Origin of the sequence: Streptomyces sp. NPDC007084 (assembly GCF_040703595.1) — a bacterium.
GTDB lineage: Bacteria > Actinomycetota > Actinomycetes > Streptomycetales > Streptomycetaceae > Streptomyces.
The window spans coordinates 180,133-201,446 of the sequence record NZ_JBEYFY010000007.1 but is presented as its reverse complement, the minus strand read 5'-3'; the positions used below and the strand labels follow the sequence as shown (position 1 = coordinate 201,446).

The 21,314-nt window shown below is 72.2% G+C and carries 17 protein-coding genes; 7 read left to right on the top strand and 10 right to left on the bottom strand.

Features of this window, described 5'->3' with window-relative positions:
* Positions 1–25: 25 nt before the first annotated feature.
* The 4 genes from AB0912_RS09550 to AB0912_RS09535 are packed head-to-tail and all read right to left on the bottom strand — an operon-like array spanning position 26 to position 4,967.
* Complete coding sequence (locus tag AB0912_RS09550; protein ID WP_366697460.1) at positions 26–1,333, bottom strand: haloacid dehalogenase-like hydrolase; 1,308 nt, start codon at positions 1,331–1,333, stop codon at positions 26–28.
* A gap of 27 nt (positions 1,334–1,360) precedes the next feature.
* The gene (locus tag AB0912_RS09545) at positions 1,361–2,128 is read right to left on the bottom strand and encodes a 3-oxoacyl-ACP reductase (protein WP_366697516.1); all 768 of its coding nucleotides are present in this window, start codon (positions 2,126–2,128) and stop codon (positions 1,361–1,363) included.
* Positions 2,129–2,187: 59 nt separating this feature from the next.
* The gene (locus tag AB0912_RS09540; RefSeq protein WP_366697458.1) at positions 2,188–3,588 is read right to left on the bottom strand and encodes an aldehyde dehydrogenase family protein; all 1,401 of its coding nucleotides are present in this window, start codon (positions 3,586–3,588) and stop codon (positions 2,188–2,190) included.
* A gap of 8 nt (positions 3,589–3,596) precedes the next feature.
* On the bottom strand, positions 3,597–4,967 hold the full coding sequence (locus AB0912_RS09535) for a glutamine synthetase family protein (RefSeq protein WP_366697456.1): 1,371 nt from the start codon (positions 4,965–4,967) through the stop codon (positions 3,597–3,599).
* 77 nt (positions 4,968–5,044) lie between these two features.
* Here AB0912_RS09535 and AB0912_RS09530 point away from each other — a divergent pair, with 77 nt between their 5' ends.
* The gene (locus AB0912_RS09530; protein WP_366697454.1) at positions 5,045–5,788 is read left to right on the top strand and encodes an FCD domain-containing protein; all 744 of its coding nucleotides are present in this window, start codon (positions 5,045–5,047) and stop codon (positions 5,786–5,788) included.
* Between the two features lie 157 nt (positions 5,789–5,945).
* Entirely contained in the window at positions 5,946–6,626 is a 681-nt protein-coding gene (locus tag AB0912_RS09525; protein ID WP_366697452.1) for a gamma-glutamyl-gamma-aminobutyrate hydrolase family protein, read from the top strand.
* Positions 6,627–6,828: 202 nt separating this feature from the next.
* On the opposite strand, the gene AB0912_RS09520 is transcribed toward AB0912_RS09525, so the two are convergent.
* Positions 6,829–7,755, bottom strand: coding sequence for a LysR family transcriptional regulator (locus AB0912_RS09520; RefSeq protein WP_366697450.1), 927 nt, complete (start codon positions 7,753–7,755; stop codon positions 6,829–6,831).
* 70 nt (positions 7,756–7,825) lie between these two features.
* Here AB0912_RS09520 and AB0912_RS09515 point away from each other — a divergent pair, with 70 nt between their 5' ends.
* Positions 7,826–8,980, top strand: a complete 1,155-nt coding sequence (locus tag AB0912_RS09515; RefSeq protein ID WP_366697447.1) for a TDT family transporter — start codon at positions 7,826–7,828, stop codon at positions 8,978–8,980.
* Here the strand turns inward: AB0912_RS09515 and AB0912_RS09510 are convergent.
* From AB0912_RS09510 to AB0912_RS09495, 4 genes are all read right to left on the bottom strand, one after another.
* Positions 8,949–9,662 carry a helical backbone metal receptor gene (locus AB0912_RS09510; protein WP_366697514.1) on the bottom strand — a complete coding sequence of 238 codons (714 nt, stop codon included), beginning with the start codon at positions 9,660–9,662 and terminating at the stop codon, positions 8,949–8,951. The two genes, AB0912_RS09515 and AB0912_RS09510, sit on opposite strands and share 32 nt — an antisense overlap.
* Before the next feature lie 141 nt (positions 9,663–9,803).
* Positions 9,804–10,385 (bottom strand): XRE family transcriptional regulator, encoded by a 582-nt coding sequence (locus AB0912_RS09505; protein WP_366697445.1) that lies wholly within the window; start codon positions 10,383–10,385, stop codon positions 9,804–9,806.
* A gap of 571 nt (positions 10,386–10,956) precedes the next feature.
* Positions 10,957–13,572 (bottom strand): ABC transporter permease/substrate binding protein, encoded by a 2,616-nt coding sequence (locus AB0912_RS09500; protein WP_366697443.1) that lies wholly within the window; start codon positions 13,570–13,572, stop codon positions 10,957–10,959.
* A complete protein-coding gene (locus tag AB0912_RS09495; RefSeq protein WP_366697441.1) occupies positions 13,565–14,644 on the bottom strand; it encodes a glycine betaine/L-proline ABC transporter ATP-binding protein in 1,080 nt (359 codons plus the stop codon). Before AB0912_RS09495 ends, AB0912_RS09500 begins: the two co-directional genes overlap by 8 nt.
* Positions 14,645–14,815: 171 nt before the next feature.
* On the opposite strand from AB0912_RS09495, the gene AB0912_RS09490 reads away from it, so the two are divergent.
* The 4 genes from AB0912_RS09490 to AB0912_RS09475 all read left to right on the top strand — a co-directional run bounded on the left by AB0912_RS09490 (position 14,816) and on the right by AB0912_RS09475 (position 19,712).
* Positions 14,816–15,754 carry a 5'-3' exonuclease gene (locus AB0912_RS09490; protein WP_366697512.1) on the top strand — a complete coding sequence of 313 codons (939 nt, stop codon included), beginning with the start codon at positions 14,816–14,818 and terminating at the stop codon, positions 15,752–15,754.
* Between the two features lie 100 nt (positions 15,755–15,854).
* The gene (locus AB0912_RS09485; protein ID WP_366697438.1) at positions 15,855–16,697 is read left to right on the top strand and encodes a siderophore-interacting protein; all 843 of its coding nucleotides are present in this window, start codon (positions 15,855–15,857) and stop codon (positions 16,695–16,697) included.
* 527 nt (positions 16,698–17,224) lie between these two features.
* The gene (locus AB0912_RS09480) at positions 17,225–18,772 is read left to right on the top strand and encodes an amino acid permease (protein ID WP_366697436.1); all 1,548 of its coding nucleotides are present in this window, start codon (positions 17,225–17,227) and stop codon (positions 18,770–18,772) included.
* 4 nt (positions 18,773–18,776) lie between these two features.
* Positions 18,777–19,712 carry an RluA family pseudouridine synthase gene (locus AB0912_RS09475; protein ID WP_366697434.1) on the top strand — a complete coding sequence of 312 codons (936 nt, stop codon included), beginning with the start codon at positions 18,777–18,779 and terminating at the stop codon, positions 19,710–19,712.
* A gap of 70 nt (positions 19,713–19,782) precedes the next feature.
* Here the strand turns inward: AB0912_RS09475 and AB0912_RS09470 are convergent, their stop codons facing one another.
* On the bottom strand, positions 19,783–21,252 hold the full coding sequence (locus AB0912_RS09470) for a cytochrome P450 (RefSeq protein WP_366697432.1): 1,470 nt from the start codon (positions 21,250–21,252) through the stop codon (positions 19,783–19,785).
* Positions 21,253–21,314: the final 62 nt, after the last annotated feature.

The following is a 21,314-nucleotide window of genomic DNA, read 5'->3' as shown; positions in this document are numbered from 1 at the left end:
GGCACTCTAGGACGTACCGCCCGGCTCAGTACACGGTGTCCGCGAGGTCCGGCACGATCGTGCCGTCCGGCCTGCGGAGGGGGCCCGGGGTGCCGTCGGGTGCGGTGTAGGCGCTGGTGGAGCACGGGTAGAGGCCCTGTTTGCGGGGCAGCGGCTCGATGAACATGGGGTTGATCACCCAGCGGCCGTCAGCGTCGTCGTAGGCGCGGCACATGAGTTCGTTCTTGTTGCGGTTGAGGACGAGGTGGGCGCCGGTGGCGTCCGAGACGAAGGTGACGTCGGTGTCGGCGTCGCCGCCCGCGAGCGCGGGACGGTGCGCGGCGTCCTGCCGCTGCCAGGCCGCGGCGCCGCGCACGCCGTAGATCTCCTGGTTGATCCAGCAGCGCTTGCCGTCGATGTACGGGATGGCCGCGCCGCGGCCGGCGGGGACGTCGCCGCAGCCCTGGTTGCGGGTGGTGATCCGGCCGTGCCGGTCGAGGACGGAACGGATGGCGATGGTGTGCGCGGCGTCGACGCCGACGGCGCGCGACCAGACCTCGGTGACGGGTTCGGAGCCGGCCGAGACGATGTAGACGTCGAATCCGGCGCGGCGCAGGGTGCGGATGAGGTCGCGCTGCTGGTCGTAGTAGCGCACGTAGGCGGGGATCGTGTGGGTGCCGAGCGTGCGGGTGGAGCCGACGGGCGCGGCGAGGGCCTCGGCTCGGGCCTGGCGGGCGTACGAGGACAGTTCCGCGAGGGTGTGTCCGGCGAAGAGCTGGGGCACCCAGGCGTACTGCGGGACGGTGCGCCGGTGGTTCCAGGTCCCGGCGAAGGCGGCGGCGCCGCTCATGGTGCGGCCGGTGTCGCGGATCTCGAAGATCTCGTCCGCGCAGCGGGTGTTCGTCGAGGTGAGCAGGGGCGCGCCGACGGGGACGGCGGTGCCGCAGGCCGTGGTGAGCGCGGTGTCGGCGGCGTCGGTGAGCCAGGCGCTGGTGGCCTTCCAGCGGGCCGGGCGCAGAATCTTGTCGTGCCGCAGGGCCCAGGAGATCGTGGCGTCGGTGACGTCGTTCTTGGTGACCGTGTTGTCCCAGTCGAACGCGGCGACCGGCCGCCGGCCGTGCCCGGGAGTGCCCGAGCAGGTGCCGCGGGCGTCGATCACCTCTTGCAGGTGGGCGCGGTTGTCGCCGTACCAACCGCCGGACAGCCGGGGGCAGTTCGGACGCTCCGGGGTCGCGGTGGTGGGCGCGGTGGTGGCGGTCGTGGCGGTGGTGGGCGGCGCGGCCGCCAGGAGGGCGGCCGCGGCCAGGGTCCACGCGAGGATGAGCGGGTTTCGTCGGTTCTGTCGGTGTCCCATGACCAGTGGACGGTACCCGGCACAGGCCTACAGGGGGGTGACGTACGCGCCGGAGATGCCTCCGTCCACGAGGAAGTCGGTGGCGTTGACGAAGGAGGAGTCGTCGCTGGCGAGGAAGGCGACGGCCGCCGCGATCTCGTCCGCCTCGGCGAACCGTCCGACCGGGATGTGCACGAGCCGGCGCGCGGCCCGCTCGGGGTCCTTGGCGAACAGCTCTCGCAGCAGTGGGGTGTTGACCGGGCCGGGGCACAGCGCGTTGACCCGGATGCCCTCCCGGGCGAACTGGACGCCGAGTTCACGGGACATGGCGAGGACGCCGCCCTTGGAGGCCGTGTACGAGATCTGCGAGGTGGCCGCGCCCATCCGGGCCACGAAGGAGGCCGTGTTGATGATGGAGCCCCGGCCCTGGCGGCGCATGTAGGGGATGGCGGCCTTGCAGCACAGGTAGACGGAGGTCAGGTTGACCTCCTGGACGCGCTTCCAGGCCTCCAGGCCGGTGTCCAGGATGGAGTCGTCGTCGGGCGGTGAGATGCCGGCGTTGTTGAAGGCGATGTCGACGGAGCCGTAGGTGTCGTACGCCGTCCTGAAGAGGGCCTCGACCTGTTCGGGGTCGGTGACGTCGACCTGGACGAAGGTGCCGCCGATTTCCTCGGCCGCGGCCTTGCCGCCGCGTTCGTCGATGTCGCCGCAGACCACCCGGGCGCCCTCGGAGGCGAGCCGGCGGGCGGTGGCGAGGCCGATGCCGCTGCCGGCGCCGGTGATGACGGCGGTGCGGCCGACCAGTCGGCGGCAGATGTTCGCTTCGGACGCCGCGGAGGCGTCGGTCGTCGCTTCGGTCGCTTCGGTCGCTTCGGTCACAGTGCGGGGCCCTCCGTGCTGATGAAGACGTTCTTGGTTTCGGTGAAGGCGGTGAGGGCGTCCGGGCCGAGTTCGCGGCCGATGCCGGACTGCTTGAAGCCGCCGAACGGGGTCCAGTAGCGCACGCTGGAGTGCGAGTTGACGGACAGATTGCCGGCCCGGACAGCCTGGGAGACGCGCAGGGCGCGGCCGACATCCCGGGTCCAGATGGAGCCGGACAGGCCGTACTCGGTGGCGTTGGCGAGCCGCACGGCGTCGGCCTCGTCGTCGAAGGGCAGCACCACGGCGACGGGTCCGAAGACCTCCTCGACGGCCACCCGCGCCTCGGCGTCGACGCCGGTGAGGACGGTGGGCGCGAACCAGAAGCCGGGGCCCTCGGGGGCCTTGCCGCGGATGCCGGGCGCGTCGGCGTCGACGTAGGAGCGGACGCGGTCCAGTTGGACCCGGGAGATGAGCGGGCCCATCTGGGTCCGCTCGTCGGAGGGGTCGCCGACGACGACGGATTCGACGGCGGGGGCGAGGAGTTCGAGGAAGCGGTCGTGGACGGAGCGCTGGACGAGGATGCGGGTGCGGGCGCAGCAGTCCTGGCCGGAGTTGTCGAGGAATGACATCGGGGCGGCTGCCGCGGCGGCCTCGATGTCGGCGTCCGCGAAGACGATGTTGGGGCTCTTGCCGCCGAGTTCGAGGGTGACGCGCTTGAGGAGGGCGGAGCCCTTGGCGAGCACCTGCTTGCCGACGGCCGTCGAACCGGTGAAGACGATCTTCGCGACGCCGGGGTGTTCGACCAGCGCGTCGCCCGCCACGGGTCCGGCGCCGGGCAGCACCTGGAAGAGGTGCTCGGGAAGCCCTGCCTCCAGGGCGAGTTCGGCGAGCCGGAGCGCGGTGAGCGGGGTGGTCTCGGCGGGCTTGAGGATGACGGCGTTGCCGGCGGCGAGGGCGGGTGCGGTGCCCCAGGCGGCGATCGGCAGCGGGAAGTTCCAGGGCGCGATGACCGCGACGACGCCGAGGGGTTCGAGGAGGGTGATGTCGAGGCCGCCGGCGACCGGGATCTGACGGCCGGTCAGCCGCTCGACGCCGCCCGCCGCGTAGTCGAGCAGGTCGCGGACGTTGCCCGCCTCCCAGCGGGCGTTGCCGAGGGTGTGGCCGGCCTCGCGGACCTCCAGGAGGGCGAGTTCCTCGGCGTGCGTGTCGACGACGGCCGCGAAGCGGCGCAGCAGCCGGGCCCGGTCGCCGGGCGCGAGGGCGGCCCAGCGGGCCTGTGCCGCCGCGGCCCGCGTGACGGCGGCGTCGACGTCGGCGGCGGAGGCGGCGGGGACGGTGGCGACGATCTCCTCGGTGGCCGGGTTGAGCACCTGGAGTTCGTGCTCGTAGGGGGGCGCGGTGTACGGGTACGGCAAGGGGGGCCTCACATGCGTTCGAAGGAGCGGCGCAGCTCCCAGTCGGTCACCGCGGCGTCGAAGGCTTCCAGTTCGACGCGCGCCATGTTGCGGTAGTGCGCGACGACCTCGTCACCGAAGGCGGCCCGGGCGATGGGGCTGTTCTCCCAGAGGTCGGCGGCCTCGCGCAGGGTGGTGGGGACGTGGTCGTACGCAAAGGTGTACGCGTTGCCCGCGCACGGCTCGGGCAGTTCCAGTTTCCGCTCGACGCCGTACAGCCCGGCCGCGACGAGTCCGGCGACGGCCAGGTGCGGGTTGACGTCGCCGCCGGGCAGCCGGTTCTCGAAGCGCATCGAGCGGCCGTGACCGACCACGCGCAGCGAGCAGGTGCGGTTGTCGTAGCCCCAGGCGACGGCGGTGGGCGCGAAGGAGCCGGGCTGGAAGCGCTTGTACGAGTTGATGTTGGGCGCGTACAGGAGCGAGAAGTCCCGCAGGGCGGCCAGCTGTCCGGCGAGGAAGTGCCGCATGACCTCGGACATGCCGCCGGGGTCCTGGGCGGTGCCGGCCATCACGTTGGTGCCGTCGGCGTCGGCGAGGGAGAGGTGGATGTGGCAGGAGTTGCCCTCGCGCTCGTTGTACTTCGCCATGAAGGTGAGCGAGACGCCCTCCTGGGAGGCGATCTCCTTGGCGCCGGTCTTGTAGACGGCGTGCTGGTCGCAGGTGACGAGGGCCTCGTCGTACTTGAAGGCGATCTCGTGCTGGCCGGGGTTGCACTCGCCCTTGGCGGACTCGACGGTGAGGCCGGCGGCCTGCATCTCGTTGCGGATGCGGCGCAGCAGGGGTTCGATGCGGCCGGTGCCGAGGACGGAGTAGTCGATGTTGTACTGGTTGGCCGGGGTGAGTCCGCGGTAGCCGGTGTCCCAGGCCTGTTCGTAGGTGTCCTTGAAGACGATGAACTCCAGCTCGGTGCCGACCTGGGCGGTGTAGCCGAGTTCGGCGAGGCGGTCGAGCTGGCGGCGCAGGATCTGCCGGGGCGCGGCGACCACCGGGGAGCCGTCGTTCCAGGCGAGGTCGGCGATGAGCAGGGCCGTGCCCTCGTTCCAGGGGACGCGGCGCAGGGTGGTGAGGTCGGGGTGCATGGCGAAGTCGCCGTAGCCGCGCTCCCAGGAGGACATGGCGTAGCCGTCGACGGTGTTCATGTCGGTGTCGACGGCGAGGAGGTAGTTGCAGCCCTCCGTGCCGTGTTCCAGGACCTCGTCGAGGAAGAAGGGCGCGGCGAACCGCTTGCCCTGGAGCCGCCCCTGCATATCGGGGAAGGCCAGGACGACGGTGTCGATCTCACCGGCCGCCACGAGGGCGCGCAGCTCCTCGACGGCGAGCGGGGGTGTGCGGTCTGCCACCGGAAAAGCCTCCTTGGGTCAGCCGAGAGCCATAAGGTATTGCCGAGAACCATTGCTTGGGAAGGGGGCGCGACCGGATGACAGGGGCGGAAGGGGATGCCGGCCGCGGGGCGGCGGACCGGCTGACGCCGGTGCTGCGGCCGGTGCGGGCGGGCAACGGTTTCGAGGAGGCGCTGGAGCAGATCCTCCAGATCGTCCGGCTGGGCCTGGTGCCCGGCGGGGAGCGGCTGCCCGCCGAGCGGGAGCTGGCGGAGCGGCTCGGGATCAGCCGGGTCACCCTGCGCGAGGTCCTGAAGGTGCTCCAGGACCAGGGGCTGGTGGAGTCCCGGCGCGGCCGGTACGGCGGCACGTTCGTGCTGGCGCGCACGGACGCCCCGGACGAGCACGAACTGCGCCGCCGGGTCGCCGCGGTCGACATCGAGGACGTGCTGCGGTTCCGGGAGGTCCTGGAGGTGGGGGCGGCCGGGCTGTGCGCGGCGCACGGCCTCGACGAGGAGGGGGCGGACCGGCTGCGCGAAGCGCTCGCCCGCACGAACGACGCACCCCTGCCCGACTACCGCCGCCGGGACACGCTGCTGCACCTCACCCTCGCCGAGCTGAGCGGCTCCCCCTCCCTCACCGCCCACTACGCCGCCGTCCGCGCCGGGGTGAACGACCTCCTGGACTGCATCCCGCTGCTCGTCCGCAACCTGGAGCACTCCCAGCGCCAGCACACCGCCCTGGTCGAGGCGGTCCTCGACCAGGACGCGGACGGCGCGCGGGAGATGATGCGCGAGCACTGCGCGGGGACGGCGGCGCTGCTGCGCGGCTTTCTGACGTGAGCGGGCGGGACGCGAGTGACCCACGAGTTTCCCTCCCCCGCCGCCAAAAGGTATGAGACCGTTCCATTGACACGCATGGGCCGCACCGGCGTGCATGGGCCGCATCGACGTCCGTTGAATGTGATCCGAGGGTGAAAGTGATCCGAGGGAGAACCGCGTGGGCAGGCCGCTGATCGGCGTGAGTACGTATCTGGAGACCGGGGCGCGCTGGGGGGTATGGCACCTGGAGGCCGCGCTGCTGCCGGCCGCCTACCCGCGGCTCGTACAGCGGGCGGGCGGACTCGTCGCGATGCTGCCGCCCGACGACGCGGCGCGGGCGGCCGAGACCGTCGCCCGGCTCGACGGGCTGGTGGTGGCGGGCGGCGCCGACGTCGACCCCGGGCGGTACGGTGCCGAGCGCTCCCCGCGGACGGGGCCGCCCGCCCATGAGCGGGACGCCTGGGAACTCGCCCTGATCCGGGCCGCGTTGGACTCCGGCACCCCGCTGCTGGGCATCTGCAGGGGGCAGCAGCTCCTGAACGTCGCCCTCGGCGGCACGCTCGTCCAGCACATCGACGGCCACGTCAAGGAACCGGGCGTCTTCGGGCACCACGAGGTGACGCCCGTGCCGGGGACGTTGTACGGCTCGCTCGTACCGGAGCCGTGCGACGTCCCGACCCACCACCATCAGGCGGTGGACCGCCTCGGGGAGGGGCTGGTGGTCTCCGCGTACGCGGCGGACGGGGTGGTGGAGGCGGTCGAACTCCCCGGTCCCGGGTGGGTCCTGGGGGTCCAGTGGCATCCGGAGATGGACGCCGACCTGCGGGTGATGCGGGGCCTGATCGCGGCGGCGAGCTGACGGTTTCCTCGCCCCCTCCGCCCCTGCCCGTCCCGTGCCTGGGGGCTGCCGCCCCCAGACCCCCGCTTCGGCCTGAACGGCCTCGTCCTCAAACGCCGGACGGGCTGAGAATCTTCAGCCCCTCCGGCGTTTGAGGAGCGGGGGTCCGGGGGCAGCGCCCCCGGGAACGGGACGGGCAGGGGCGGAGGGGGCGAAAACCCGCCTACGCGCCCCGCGTCAACGACAGCAAGTCGCGCGCAGGCCCCGTGGGCCGGTGCCCCGTGGGCCAGACGGCGCGCAGGTCACGGGCCAACCGCACCTCCGCGACGGGCACACTCACCAGCCGCCGCCCGGACAACTCCTCCCCCAGCGCCAGCTCACTGAGCACCGCCGGCCCCGCCCCACTCACGGCGGCCGCCTTCACCGCGGTGGTGGACGACAGCTCGATCAGCGGCCGGGCCAGCCCCCCGAGCGCCGCGTCGAGCACCTGCCGCGTCCCCGACCCCTCCTCCCGAAGAATGAGCGGCGTCCGCGACAACTCGGCCGCGGCGAGCGGCGAGCGGCGGCGCGCCCAGGGATGCCCGGGGGCGGTCACCACGATCAGCCGGTCGCGCGCGATGACGGTGGCGTCGAGCCCGGTCGGCACGGTGAGCCCCTCCACGAAGCCGAGGTCGGCGTCCCCGGCGAGGAGCCGCTCGGCGACGGCGGCCGAGTTCCCGGCGCGGAGTGAGACGGCCGTGTCGGGCCGCTGCGCCCGCAGGGCGATCAGCCACCCGGGCAGCAGGTACTCGGCGATCGTCATGCTGGCGGCGACGCGCAGCCGCGAGTCCCGCCGGTCCCGCAGCGCCTGCGCCCCCGCGTCGAACGCCTCGGCCGCGTCCAGCACCCGGCGCGCCCAGTCGGTGACGAGGGAGCCCTCGTGGGTGAGCCGGGACCCGCGCGGCGACCGGTCGACGAGAGCCACGCCGAGCTGGCGTTCCATGGAGCGGATGCGGCTGCTGGCGGCGGGCTGGGTGATCCCCAGTTCGCGTGCGGCGCGCCCGAGACTGCCGAGCCGCGCCACCGCGAGCAGCAGTTCCAGGGCGCCCAGATCGGGCACCCGGTGCGCGATCCCGGGGCCGCCGGGCCGTTCTTCACCGCCATTGCTCATAAAGCCAGCTTATGCCCTCATAGGTAAGTACTCCCTGGTGGGCAGGCCGGACGGGCGCGAGGGTGAGGGCATGGTCACCGCTGCCCAGCCTTTCACCGCCGACCCGGCGCTCACCCCCGTCCGTGCCCCGCGCTCGCCGCGCCCTAAAGGGAACCGGGCCGTCGCCGCGGTCCGCCATCTCGGCCCCAACTGGTACGCCTCGGTGATGGGCACCGCGATCCTGGCGACGGCGGGTGCGGGCCTGCCGGGTGGGGTGCCGGGTCTGCGCACGGCCTGCGCGGTCCTCTGGGCGCTGTCCCTCGCGATCCTCGCGGCACTCCTGGCCGCCCGTGCCGCGCACTGGAGGTACCACCCCGACCAGGCCAGGGCGCATCTCCTGGACCCGGCGACGGCACCGTTCTACGGGTGTCTCGCGATGGCGCTGCTCGCCGTCGGCGGGTCGACCCTGGTGGTGGGGGCGGACTGGATCGGAGCGGGGGCGGCGGTGGCCGTGGACGCGGTCCTGTTCACGGCCGGGACGCTGCTCGGGCTGGCCGCCGCGGTGGCCGTCCCGTATCTGATGGTCGTCCGCCACCGGACCGAGCCCGGGCAGGCGTCCCCGGTGTGGCTGCTGCCGCTCGTCGCCCCGATGGTGTCGGCGGCCGTCGGACCGCTGCTGGTTCCCCGTCTGCCGGCCGGGCAGGCGAGGGAGACGCTGTTCCTCGGGTGTGTCGCGCTGTTCGGGCTGAGCCTGCTGGCGGTGCTCGTCGTGCTGCCGATGGTGTTCGCCCGGCTGGTCACCTCGGGTCCGCTGCCCCTCGCGCTGACACCGACGCTGTTCCTGGTGCTCGGGCCGCTGGGCCAGTCGACGACCGCCGCGGGCAAGTTCGCGGATGCGGCGCCCGGCACGATGGCCGCCCCGTACGACCGGGGTTTCGCGCTCTTCGCCGTCCTCTACGGTGTCCCCGTCATGGGGTTCGCCCTGTTCTGGCTGGCGTTCGCCGTCGCGCTGACCGTGCGGGCCCGCCGCCGGGGCATGGGCTTCGCGATGACCTGGTGGGCGTTCACCTTCCCGCTGGGCACCTGTGTGACCGGCGCGCGGTCCCTCGCTGGCCACACGGGCGTGACCGCCTTCGACGCGCTGGCCGTCGCGCTCTACGTCCTGCTGGTGACGGCGTGGGCGGCGGCCACGGCCGGCACGGTCCGGGGGCTGATCAGCGGCCGGCTGCTCGCAGCGCCTCGCTGAGCAGCTCCGGCGCGCGCGCCATCGAGGGGCCGTACCAGGTCAGCATGCGGCCGTCGACCAGGGCGCAGGGGATGCCCGGGAAGGCCTCGGGGCCGTCGTCGGGGGTGAAGCGGTAGGGCTCGTCGGGCAGCACCACGAGGTCGGGGGCGGCGGCGGTGAGTTCGGGGAGCGGAACGCGCGGGTAGCGGTCCTGGTGGCCGGCGTACGCGTTGTCGACGCCGAGGCGCGCGAGGACGTCACCGGCGAAGGTGTCCCGGCCGAGGACCATCCAGGGGCGCCGCCAGACCGGCACGATCGCCCTTTGGCGGTGCGCCGGGGCGGGCGGCGCCTCCCACGCGGCCTCGGCCTCGTCCAGCCAGCGGGGGCGGGTGCGGGCGCCGCAGGCCCGCAGCACCCGGTCCAGCTCGGACAGGGCGCCGGGCACGTCCCGTACCTCGGTGACCAGCACCTCGATGCCGGCCTGGCGCAGGGCGGTCAGATCGGGCTCCCGGTTCTCCTCCTCGTTGGCGAGGACGAGGTCGGGCGCGAGCCGTACGAGGGCGTCGACATCGGGGTTCTTCGTGCCGCCGATCCGGGTGACGTCGAGGCCCGCAGGATGGGTGCACCAGTCGGTGGCGGCCACCAGGACGCCCGGCAGGGACACCGCCACGGCCTCGGTGAGCGAGGGCACGAGCGACACCACGCGCGGGCCGCCGGGTCCGCGCCGCTCCCCCGGTCCGCGCCGCTCCCCCTCCGCCGGGAGGTCCCCCGCCGCCCCGAGGTCACCCGGCGCCGGGAGATCCCCCGCCACCCGCGCGCCGTCCGCGGCCTCCGGTGCCACCGGTCAGCGCCTGCCGAAGCGGTGCCGGTCCTCCACCGCGTCGATGTGGTCGGCGACCTCCACGACGATCACCCGGGTGTCCGGCACGGTGGCGCGCCAGCGGTGCCGGACCCCGCCGGTCAGGTAGAGCGTGTCGCCGCGGCCCAGGCGATGGGCACGGCCCTCCGCCTCGACCTCCACGGCGCCGTCGCACACGTACATCAACTTGTCGTTGCGGTGCTGGAGTTCGCGGCCCTCGTCGTGGTCGCCGGTGAACTCGGTGGCGTGCAACTGGTGGTGGCCGCGCACCAGGGGCCGCACCTCGGCGTCGGGCGGGAACTCGGCCCCCGCCTCGGCGCGTACGACGTCGACGCTGCACGCCGGGTCGGCCGCGGCGAGGAGTTCGGCGGCGGTGGTGTCGAGGGCTCCGGCGACGCGCTCCAGGGAGCTTCTGCTGGGCCGCGCCCGCTCGTTCTCGACCTGGCTGAGAAAGGGAACCGACAGATCGCTGCGCTCGGCCACGACGGCGAGGGTGAGTCGCAGTGCCCGGCGCCTTCGGCGTACGGCCGCGCCCACGCGCAGCGGCTGGTCTTTGTGGTCGCCCATCGCTCCGGCTCCCTCCCTCGTCTCGTCGGTCCGCGAACCGCCCGGTTTCCGGCCCGCTCCTTCTGCTGACTTGTCTGCACCCTACGCATGTTCGGCAAACCGTTTCATGCACCCGTCACATCCCTGTCACGCGGAGGGAGTGCGAGGGTTACAGTTCGCGCCACACCGGTGTCTTCGCGCCCCCCGGCACCCGGTTCCCGTCGGCGCCACGGACCGGCCGGCCGGGACTGGGAGTCCCCTGGCCCGGGCCGGTCCGCCACGCTCCGGCGAGGCGAAGTCCCTTGACGCGCAAGGCTTTTGGCGGTCCGCGCGGATCGACGGACGTGACCCGGCCCTCGGACACGGTTGTCCGGATCTCTTCTCATACGCCCGTACGTGCCCGGCGCGGCCGTCGCCCGCGTGTGCGGACCGGCGACCGGTGGAGGCCGGCCGGGCGCCCGGAGACGAAGGGCCGCCGGTCGCGGAAAGGCCCCGAGGGGTGGTCCCCGCCCCACGGGTCAAGACCCGTACGACGAGGACCACCCCTCGGGGTGAAGCCCTCCGCCACCCCTCGGGGTGAACCGGCCGGCCGCTACTGCGGGGTCATGCGCTGCACCATGTCCGGGTGCTCCTTGATCCACGCGGCCACGGCGTCCTCCTCGTGCCCCTGCCCGCGCTGCTTGATCTCGCTCTCCAGGCTGCCGAGTTCGGCCTCGCTCATCTTGAAGTTCCTGATCCACTCGGTGAGCTTCGGGTACCGGCCCGGGAACGTCTTGCTGGAGATGGTGCGGATCGTGTTGCCCTCACCGAACAGCTTCTTGTCGTCGCCCAGCTTGGTCAGCTTGTACTCGCTGTAGGCCCAGTGCGGCGACCACAGGACGACCGCGATCGGCTCCTTCTTGGCGTACGCGCGCTTCAGCTCGGCCAGCATCGCGGGCGTCGAACCGTCCACGACCTTGTACTCCTTGTCGAGCCCGTAGCCGGGGAGCACCTTCTTCTTCAGGAGGTTCATCTCACCGGTGCCCGGCTCGATCCCGATGATCTTTCCGCCGAAGGTCTTCGACTTGCCCTTGAGGTCGGCGAGGGACTTGACGTCCTTCACGTACGAGGGGACCGCGATCTCCAGGGAGGTCGGCTTGTACCAGGTGCCGAGGTCCTTCAGGTCGTTCTTGTGCTTGTCCCAGTAGTTGGACTGGGCGTACGGCAGCCAGGCGTCGAAGTTGAGGTCGAGGTCACCGGAGGCGAGACCGGTGTAGACCGGGCCGACGTCCATCTGCTTGAGGTTGAGCGTGTAGCCGCGCCGGGCCAGCACGTTCTTCCAGAGGTAGGTGACGGCGACGTCCTCGTCCCAGGGGAACCAGGCGACGTCCAGCGCCCGCTTGGCCTCGGCCGGGGCGGCGGCGGAGGCGCCCTTGACCGGGGCCAGCTTGTCCACGACGCCGGGGTTCTTCTTCAGCCAGGCGCGCACCGCGTCCTGCTGCTTGCCCTTGCCGACCTTGTTGATCTCGGCTTCGAGGTCGGTGAGCTGCTTCTCGGTCATCTTGAAGTTCTTCAGCCACCCGCCGACGACCGGGTTGTCCTGCGCGAAGCCCTTGCGGGACAGCGTGTGCACACCGTCGCCCTTGCCCCAGGCGCCCTTCGGGTCCTTGAGCTTCTTGAGCTTGTAGTCGCTGTAGGCCCAGTGCGGCGACCAGAGGGTGGCGACGATCGGCTGCTGCTTGGCGTACGCGCGCTTCAGCTCGGCCAGCATCGCCGGCGTGGAGCTGTCGACGACCTTGTACTCCTTGTCGAGCCCGTACTCCTTGAGGACCTTGCTCTTGAGCAGGCCCATCATTCCGGCGCTGGACTCGATGCCGGTGATCTTGCCCCCGAAGGTGCCGGCCTTTCCCTTGAGGTCGTCCAGGGAGTCGATGCCCTTCATATAGGCGGGCACCGACAGCTCCAGGGAGGTCGGGCCGTACCAGGAGCCCAGGTCGTCCAGCTGCTTGCCGTACTTCTTCCAGTACTGCGCGTGCGTGGTCGGCAGCCAGGAGTCGGTCTCGAAGTCGACGTCGCCCTGCGCGAGCGAGGTGTAGAGCGGGCCGGCGTCGAACTGCTTGACGTCGACCTGGTAGCCGCGCTCCTCCAGGATCTCCTTCCAGAGGAAGGTGGAGGCGACACCCTCGTCCCAGGGGATGTAGCCGATGGTGACCTTCTTGCCCTGGCCGACGTTCTCGGCGTCGGCCGCGGTCGACGGGGAACCCGCGCCGCCGAAGACGCCCATGCCGCCCGCGACCAGGGCGAGGACGACGACACCCACCATGGCGACGACGGGACGGGGGCGGTACGACCAGATCTTCAGGCCTTGCGCGGCGCGCAGCTTGGCGGCGGCGCGGCGGCCGAGCGGGGACACCTGGGTGCCGAGCGCGCTGGTCATGCGGTCGAGGTAGATGGCGAGGATGACGATGGCGACGCCCGCCTCGGAGCCGAGGCCCACGTTGAGCTGGCCGATGGCCTCGTTGACGTCGCCGCCGAGTCCGCCGGTGCCGACCATGCCGGCGATGGCGGCCATGGACAGGCCCAGCATGATGACCTGGTTGACGCCCGCCATGACGGTGGGCAGCGCCAGCGGGAGCTGGATGCGCAGCAGGGTGTCGCGCGGGGAGGTGCCGAACGCGTCGGCGGCCTCGACCAGTTCCTTGTCGACCTGGCGGATGCCCAGTTCGGTCATGCGGACGCCGGGGGCCAGCGCGAAGATCAGGGTGGCGACGATGCCGGCGGGGGCGCCGGTGCCGAAGAACAGGATGGCCGGGATGAGGTAGATCATCGCGGGCAGCGTCTGCATGAAGTCGAGGACGGGGCGCACGATGCCACTGACCCGGTCGGAGCGGGCGGCCCAGATGCCGACGGGCACCGAGACGACGAGCGCGATGAGCGTCGCGACGAGGACCAGGGAGAGGGTCACCATCGCGTCGTCCCACAGTTCGAGGGAGTCGATGAAGGCGAAGCCCACGAAGGTGAGGACACCGGCGGAGGTGCCGCGCAGCCAGAACGCGATCACGGCGAAGATGCCGGCGAGCAGGAGCGGCTGGGGGGCCTGGAGGACGGCGTTGATGCCGTCGTAGGTGCCGGAGAAGACGGTCTTGAGGAAGTCGAAGAGCCACGCCATGTGGTTCAGCAGCCAGTCGACCGCGTCGTTGACCCAGTCGCCGAAGGGGATCCTAGGCACCGGCCGTCACCTCCTCGCCACGCGGGCTCGGACACTGCTCGGGCGTGCCCTGTTCGTCGCCGAGGAAGCCGACCAGACGCTGCCGGGGGACGGCGCCGACGAGGGTGCCGTCCGAGTCGACGACGGCGACGGGGTGGGAGAGCCGGGCGCTGATCGCGCAGAGGTCCACGAAGGAGGTGTCCGGGGTGGCGGTCTCGCAGTCGCAGTCGGCCTCGTCGCCGCGTATCGCGGTGTCCATGACGGCGCCCGCGGTCAGCACCCGCGAGCGGTCGACGTCCTGGGTGAAGGAGGCCACGTAGTCGTCGGCGGGCCGGACGAGGATGTCCTCGGCGCTGCCGATCTGGACGATCCGGCCGTCGCGCATGACGGCGATCCGGTCGCCGAGGCGCATGGCCTCGTTGAGGTCGTGGGTGATGAAGACGATGGTCTTCTTCAGCTTCTTCTGGAGTTCGATGAGCTGGTCCTGCATGTCGCGGCGGATCAGCGGGTCGAGGGCGCTGAACGACTCGTCCATGAGCAGCAGGTCGGCGTCCGTGGCGAGCGCGCGGGCCAGGCCCACGCGCTGCTGCATACCGCCGGACAGTTCGTCGGGCCAGGACTTCTCCCAGCCGGCGAGCCCGGCCAGTTCCAGGGCCTTGGTGGCCCGCTCCTTGCGCTCGGCCGCCGGGACGCCCTGGACCTCCAGGCCGTAGGCGGCGTTCTCCAGCACGCTGCGGTGCGGGAACAGCGCGAAGTGCTGGAAGACCATGCTGATCTTGCGGGAGCGGACCTCGCGCAGCTCGCGGGCGCTCAGGGCGGTGAGGTCCTGTCCGTCGAAGCGCACGTGTCCGGACGTGGGCTCCAGCAGTCCGTTGAGCATGCGCAGCAGCGTGGACTTGCCGGATCCGGACAGGCCCATGACGACGAAGATCTGGCCCGGCTCCACCGTGAACGACGCGTCGATCACGGCGGCTGTGGTGCCGTCGGCGCGCAGTTCCTCACGGTCGACTCCGTCACGGAGCCGCTCCACGGCCGCTTCTGGTCGTCTGCCGAACACCTTGTACAGATGGTCGGCCTCAAGCCTGGATGACACGTGGTGCCTCTCGGTCGGACAGGGGAACGGGCTGAACGAACGCCCACGCCGTTCCCGACAACTGGTGACGGTTGAATGCACAACCGGCTTCGTTCAGAGGCGGCGCCTGCCCACACTTACCCGGAGCAAACACAGGAGTGGTCCAGGTCACTGTCAGTGGCGTACGGCATGATGCGGACCGTGACACAGCAGACTCGACGACTCATGCTCCTCGACACCGCCTCGCTGTACTTCCGCGCCTACTTCGGCGTCCCGGAATCCGTGCGCGCCCCGGACGGCACGCCGGTGAACGCGGTGCGCGGCCTGCTGGAGTTCATCGACCGCCTGGTCAAGGACCACCGCCCGGACGATCTGGTGGCCTGTATGGACGCGGACTGGCGGCCGCGGTGGCGGGTCGACCTGATCCCGTCGTACAAGGCGCACCGGGTGGCGGCCGAGACCGAGACGGGCCCGGACGAGGAGGAGGTGCCGGACACGCTCTCGCCGCAGGTGCCCGTCATCGAGGCCGTGCTGGACGCGCTGGGCATCGCCCGGGTGGGCGTCGCCGGATACGAGGCCGACGACGTGATCGGCACGTTCACCGGCCACGCCACCGGCCCGGTCGACATCGTCACCGGTGACCGCGACCTTTACCAGCTAGTGGACGACCGGCGGGGGGTGCGCGTCCTGTATCCCCTGAAGGGCGTCGGCACGCTCCAGGTCACGGACGAGTCCTGGCTGCGCGAGAAGTACGGCGTGGACGGCCCGGGGTACGCGGATCTGGCGCTGCTGCGCGGCGACCCGAGCGACGGGCTGCCCGGTGTGCCCGGGATCGGGGAGAAGACGGCGGCCAAGCTGCTCGCCGAGTTCGGCGACCTGGCCGGGATCATGGCCGCGCTCGACGACCCGAAGGCAAAGCTGACCCCTTCCCAGCGCAAACGCCTGCACGAGTCGCGCCCGTATGTCGCCGTGGCGCCTACGGTGGTGAAGGTCGCCGGTGACGTCCCCCTCCCCGAGGTGGACACGGCGCTGCCCCATGCCCCGCGCGACCCCGCCGCGCTGGACGGACTCGCGGCGCGCTGGGGACTCGGCGGCTCACTGCACCGACTCCTCGTCACACTGGAGACATAGCAGAACCCTTCCGGCATAACTGGTACCGCTCACGCATAGGTGGCAGCGAGGAAGGAGTGCTAACTTAGGTAAGCCTAACTATGTTGACCAGGAGGCAGTCATGGCAGAGCGCCAGGATCGCAAGCCCAGGAAGCCGCACTCCGCGACGGTCGTCCGCACCGAGCGGCTGACCCCGCACATGCAGCGGGTCGTACTGGGCGGCGAGGGCCTCGCCGACTTCGCCACGGGGTCCAGCACGGACCACTACGTGAAGTTGCTGTTCGGCACGCCGGGCGTCACCTACCCGGAGCCCTTCGACGTGCAGCGCATCCGCGAGGAGTTCCCGCGCGAGCAGTGGCCGGTGACCCGCACCTACACCGTGCGCGCCTGGGACCCCGAGGCGCGCGAGCTGACGCTGGACTTCGTGGTGCACGGGGACGAGGGCCTCGCCGGGCCCTGGGCGCTGCGGGTACAGCCGGGCGAGGTCGTCCGGTTCATGGGCCCCGGCGGCGCCTACGCCCCCGACACCGAGGCCGACTGGCATCTGCTCGCCGGTGACGAGAGCGCGCTGCCGGCCATCGCCGCCGCCCTGGAGTCGCTGCCCGACGGAGCCGTCGTGCGCGCCTTCGTGGAGGTCTCGGGCCCCGAGGAGGAGCAGAAGATCGACTCCGACGCGGAGGTCGTCTGGCTGCACCGCGGGGACCGCCCGGTCGGCGCCGCGCTGGTGGAGGCCGTACGCGGCCTGGACTTCCCGGCGGGCCGGGTGCACGCCTTCGTCCACGGCGAGGCGGGCTTCGTCAAGGAGCTGCGCAAGCTGCTCCGCGTCGAACGTCAGATCCCCCGCGACGACCTGTCCATCTCCGGCTACTGGCGCCTCGGTCACAACGAGGACGGCTGGCAGGCCTCCAAGCGCGAGTGGAACGCCCAGGTCGAGGCGGAGCAGGAGGTGCCGGCTTCGGCCTGACGCCCGATCACGCCGAGGGTCCGCCGAGGGCGCGGGGCAGCCCCGGACGCCCCGGACGCCCCGGACACCCCGGACACCCCGGACACCCCGGCGGGCATCCCACCACCCAGCAGGACCGGCAGGACCGGCAGGACCGGCAACATCAGCAACTTCAGCAACTTCAGCAACTTCAGTTCACCGGCACCAAGAGGCGGCCACCGCGACGCGGGCCGCCTCTTGGCGTATGCGCGCGAACCGGGCGGGCGCCCGCGCGGGCAGGCCGGTTCGCCGGGTCGGCGCCCGCGCGGGACAGTCGAGTCGGCCAGGCCGGCACCTGTGCGGGGCAGGGAACTCGCCCGTGCGCCCCGCCGTTGCGGACCGCCCGGGCGCGACGGCGAGAACCCCCGGCGCCCCGCGGCCAGCAGCCCCGTGAGGACTTCGGCCCGTTGTCGACACGGACGCGTCACGCGAGCGAAACAGGGCCTCCCTAATTTCTGTCACCCGACAGGAATCCCGTTCGCCCTCCGCGCCGAAGGCAGGTGCCGCCCGTGACCACCACCGCTCCCTCCGACGTACGCCCCGATCCGCCGCAGTCCCCCGACGACCGCTCGCTGAGCGCGTTCGGCTACCGCCAGGAGCTGCACCGCAGTCTCGGCCGGTACGCGTCCTTCGCCGCCGGGTTCTCCTTCATCTCCGTACTGACGACCGTCTTCCAGTTCTTCGCGTTCGGCTACGCCTTCGGCGGTCCCGTCTTCTTCTGGACCTGGCCGGCAGTCCTGACCGGACAGCTCGCCGTCGCCGCCTGTTTCGCCGAACTGGCCGCCCGCTATCCGATCTCCGGGGCGATCTACCAGTGGTCCTCGCGCCTGTCGAACCTCTCCTTCGGCTGGTTCGCCGGCTGGATCATGGTGATCGGGCAGGTCGTGGTGGTCGCCGCGGCGGCGCTCGCGCTCCAGATGGTGCTGCCCGCCATCTGGTCCGGCTTCCAGTTCGTCGGCGACGATCCCGCCCCGACCAGTGCGGACGGCGCGGCCAACGCGGCCGTCCTCGGCGTGGTCCTGCTCGTGCTCACCACGCTGGTCAACGTCCTCGACAACCGCGTGATGTCCACGGTCAACCGCGTCGGCGTGACCGCCGAGATCATCGGCGCGGTCCTGATCATCGTGCTGCTGTTCACCCACTCCGAGCGCTCCCCCGGCATCACCTTGCACACCGGCGCGGGCGGTACGGGCCTGCTCGGGGCGCTGATGGTGGGCTCGTTCGCGGCGGCGTACGTGATGATCGGTTTCGACAGCGCCGGTGAGATGAGCGAGGAGACCCACAACCCCCGCCGTACCGCGCCCCGTACGATCCTCATCGCCCTCGGCGGCGCCGGACTGCTCGCCGGGCTGCTGGTGCTCGGCGGGCTGCTCGCCGCGCCGAGCCTGACCGACGGACGCCTCGGCGTCGACGGCCTGAGCTACGTCCTCACCAGCAGCCTCGGTGACGGCGTCGGGCGCGCCCTGCTCGCCGATGTCGTGGTGGCCGTCACGGTGGCCACCCTGGCGATCCAGACAGCCGCCTGCCGGATGCTCTTCTCGATGGCGCGCGACCGGCAGCTCCCCTTCTCCGGCCGGCTCGCGAAGGTCAACCCGCGCACCGGCATGCCGAGCGCCCCGGCCGTGGTCGTCGGCCTGCTCGCCGCCGCGCTGCTGCTCCTGAACTTCGCCTCCCCGGACGCCTTCCTCGCCATCGGCACCACCTGCATCGTGATGCTGTATCTCGCGTACGCGATGGTGACCGGGCCGCTGCTGGTGCGCAGGCTGCGCGGGCGGTTCACCCCCGAGGGCACCGACGAGACGGGCGCCCCGCTGTTCTCGCTCGGCCGCTGGGGCGTGCCGGTCAACGCGCTCGCGCTCGTCTACGGCCTCTGCATGAGCGTCAACCTCGCGTGGCCGCGCGCCGCGGTGTACGACCCGGCGGGCGGGCACTGGTACTTCCAGTGGTTCACCCTGCTCTTCCTCGGCGCGACCCTGGTGGCGGGCGCCGCCTACCGGGCGTACCGCGCACGGACGGCGGCCAAGGCTCCCGACCCGGCGGGGGCCTCGTACGCTTGACCAGGTGAGACGCAAGCCCCGGATCCCGCCCTCTCCCCTCCCGCAGCGCCACGGGGTCGACCCCGTGCGGATCAGGCTGCCGCGGGAGGGGAGCTGGGCGACCGTGCGAGAGCATCTGGTGGCGCGGCTCGCGGCCGGGGACGGGGTCGTGGACGCGATGCTCGGCGAGGGCCTGTTCGTCGGGGAGGACGGGCGGGCGGTCACGGCCGAAACGGCGTACGCGCCGGGGATGTTCGTGTGGTTCCACCGGGAGCTGCCGGACGAGGAGCGGGTGCCGTTCGCGCTGGACGTGGTGTACCGCGACGAGCACATCGTCGTCGCCGACAAGCCGCACTTCCTCGCCACCACCCCGCGCGGCAGCCATGTGGCCGAGACCGCCCTCGCGAGACTGCGCCGGGAGCTGGAGCTGCCGGAACTGGGCGCCGCGCACCGGCTGGACCGGCTGACCGCCGGTCTCGTGCTGTTCACCGTGCGGCCGGCGGAGCGCGGGGCGTACCAGTCGCTGTTCCGGGACCGGCTGATCGCCAAGGAGTACGAGGCCATCGCCCCGTACGATCCGGGGCTCGTCCTCCCGCGCACGGTCCGCAGCCGCATCCTCAAGGAGCGCGGTGTGATGGCCGCGCGCGAGGTGGCGGGTGAGCCGAACGCGGTCACCCGGGTGGAGCTGGTGGAGCAGCGGCGCGGACTCGGCCGCTACCGGCTCACGCCGAGCACCGGTCAGACCCATCAACTCCGCGTCCACATGAGCACGTTGGGGGTGCCGCTGCTCGGCGATCCGCTCTACCCGGAGGTGACCGGGCCGGTGCCGGCCGGTGACTTCCGGCGTCCGCTGCAACTGCTGGCGCGCGTCCTGGAGTTCACCGACCCGGTCACCGGGCTGGCCCACCGGTTCGTCAGCGGGCGGGAGTTGACGGCGTGGGATGCGCCCGACGTCTGGTAGGCGTGAGCCGTGCCCGACGCCTGGTAAGCGTGGGCGCCCCCGACGTGTGGTCGGCGTGGCCGTCACAGGATCAGTAGCCGCGCCACCAGCGCACCAGGCGCTGCCAGGCGCCGAGCCGGTGGGCGGGCTCGGGTTCCGAGGCCGGCGGGGCGGGCGCCGGGGCCGGGGCGGGTGCGGTCTGGGCCGGTGCCTCGCTGGTGACCTGCCAGGGGGGCCGCTGGACGGGCAGCGGCCGGATCGCGGGCCGCTGGGCGACATCCTGCGGGGGCCGGGGCTCGAAGCGGACCGGCAGCTCCACGAGGTGGCGGGCCGACATGGACCCGCGCCAGCGCAACTCGCTCTCGGGGCAGTCGAGTTCGATATCGGGCAGGCGCAGCAGCAGCGCGTCGACGCCGACGTCGGCGATGGCACGGCCGATGTCCTGGCCGGGGCACTCGTGGGGCCCGCCGCCGAAGGCGAGGTGGGAGCGGTTGCCCTGCATGCTGGCGGCCAGGTCGGGGCGGACCCGGGGGTCGACGTTGCCCGGCGCGATACCGAAGAGGAGCCCGTCGCCCTTGCGGATGCGCTGTCCGCCCAGCTCGGTGTCCTGCTTGGCGAAGTAGCCGAGGACGGCGCTGAACGGCGGCTCGTTCCACAGCGACTGCTCGACCGCCTCCGGGACGGTCATCTGCCCGCCGTTGAGCTGGGCGCGGAAGCGCGGGTCGGTGAGGACCATGCGCAGCACGTTGGCGATGAGGTTGGCGGTGGTCTCGTAGGCGGCGAGGAGGACCAGCCGCAGGTGCTGGGCCACCTCGTCGTCGGTGAGCCGGGCGGGGTGGTTGATGAGGTGGCTGGCGAAGTCGTCCTCGGGCTGGGCGCGGCGCCGCGCGGTGTGCTGGGTGAGCACGCTCATCACGTACTCGTTGCTGGCGATGGCGGTCTCGGTGCCCTTGAGGAGGTCGCGGGTGGCGTGCACCATGCGGTCGTTGTACTCCTCGGGCATGCCGATGATCCCGCAGAGCACGGCCATCGGCAGGTGCTCGGTGAACTGTGCGACCAGGTCGGCCTCGCCGGTCTCGCAGAACTCGTTGACCAGGCGCTGGCTGGCACGGTTGATGTGGCGCCGCAGGCTGCGGAAGTCGATGGTCGACATGGCGCCGGTGACCGCGCCGCGCAGCCGCAGGTGTTCGTCGCCCTCGACGTGGGAGCAGATGGGCTGCCAGGCGATGTGCGGGGCCAGCGGGTGGTCGTCGCCGGCCGTGCCGTCCTGGACGGCGGTCCACAGCCGGCTGTCGCGGGCGAAGTGCGAGGGGGTGCTGACCATGTGCAGGTTCTCGCCGTGCCCGAGGACGACCCAGATCGGCACGTCGTTGTGGAGCAGCACCGGGGCGACGGCGCCGTGCTCGGCGCGGAGCTTCTCGTACAGGGCGCCCAGGTCCTCCGCCTCGGGGCCGTACAGACGGCGCAGTCCGCCGGGGCCGGTGCCGTGGGCGGGGCAGCCGGGCGGGGGTCCGAGCGTGGGGTCTTCCGTGCCGGTCAGGGCGTGTGATTCAGGCGTCACGGTGATCGCTCCGAAGCTGAAAGGTGAGCTTTTGAAGGGCAGTTGGCGTGCGGTGCCGTCGC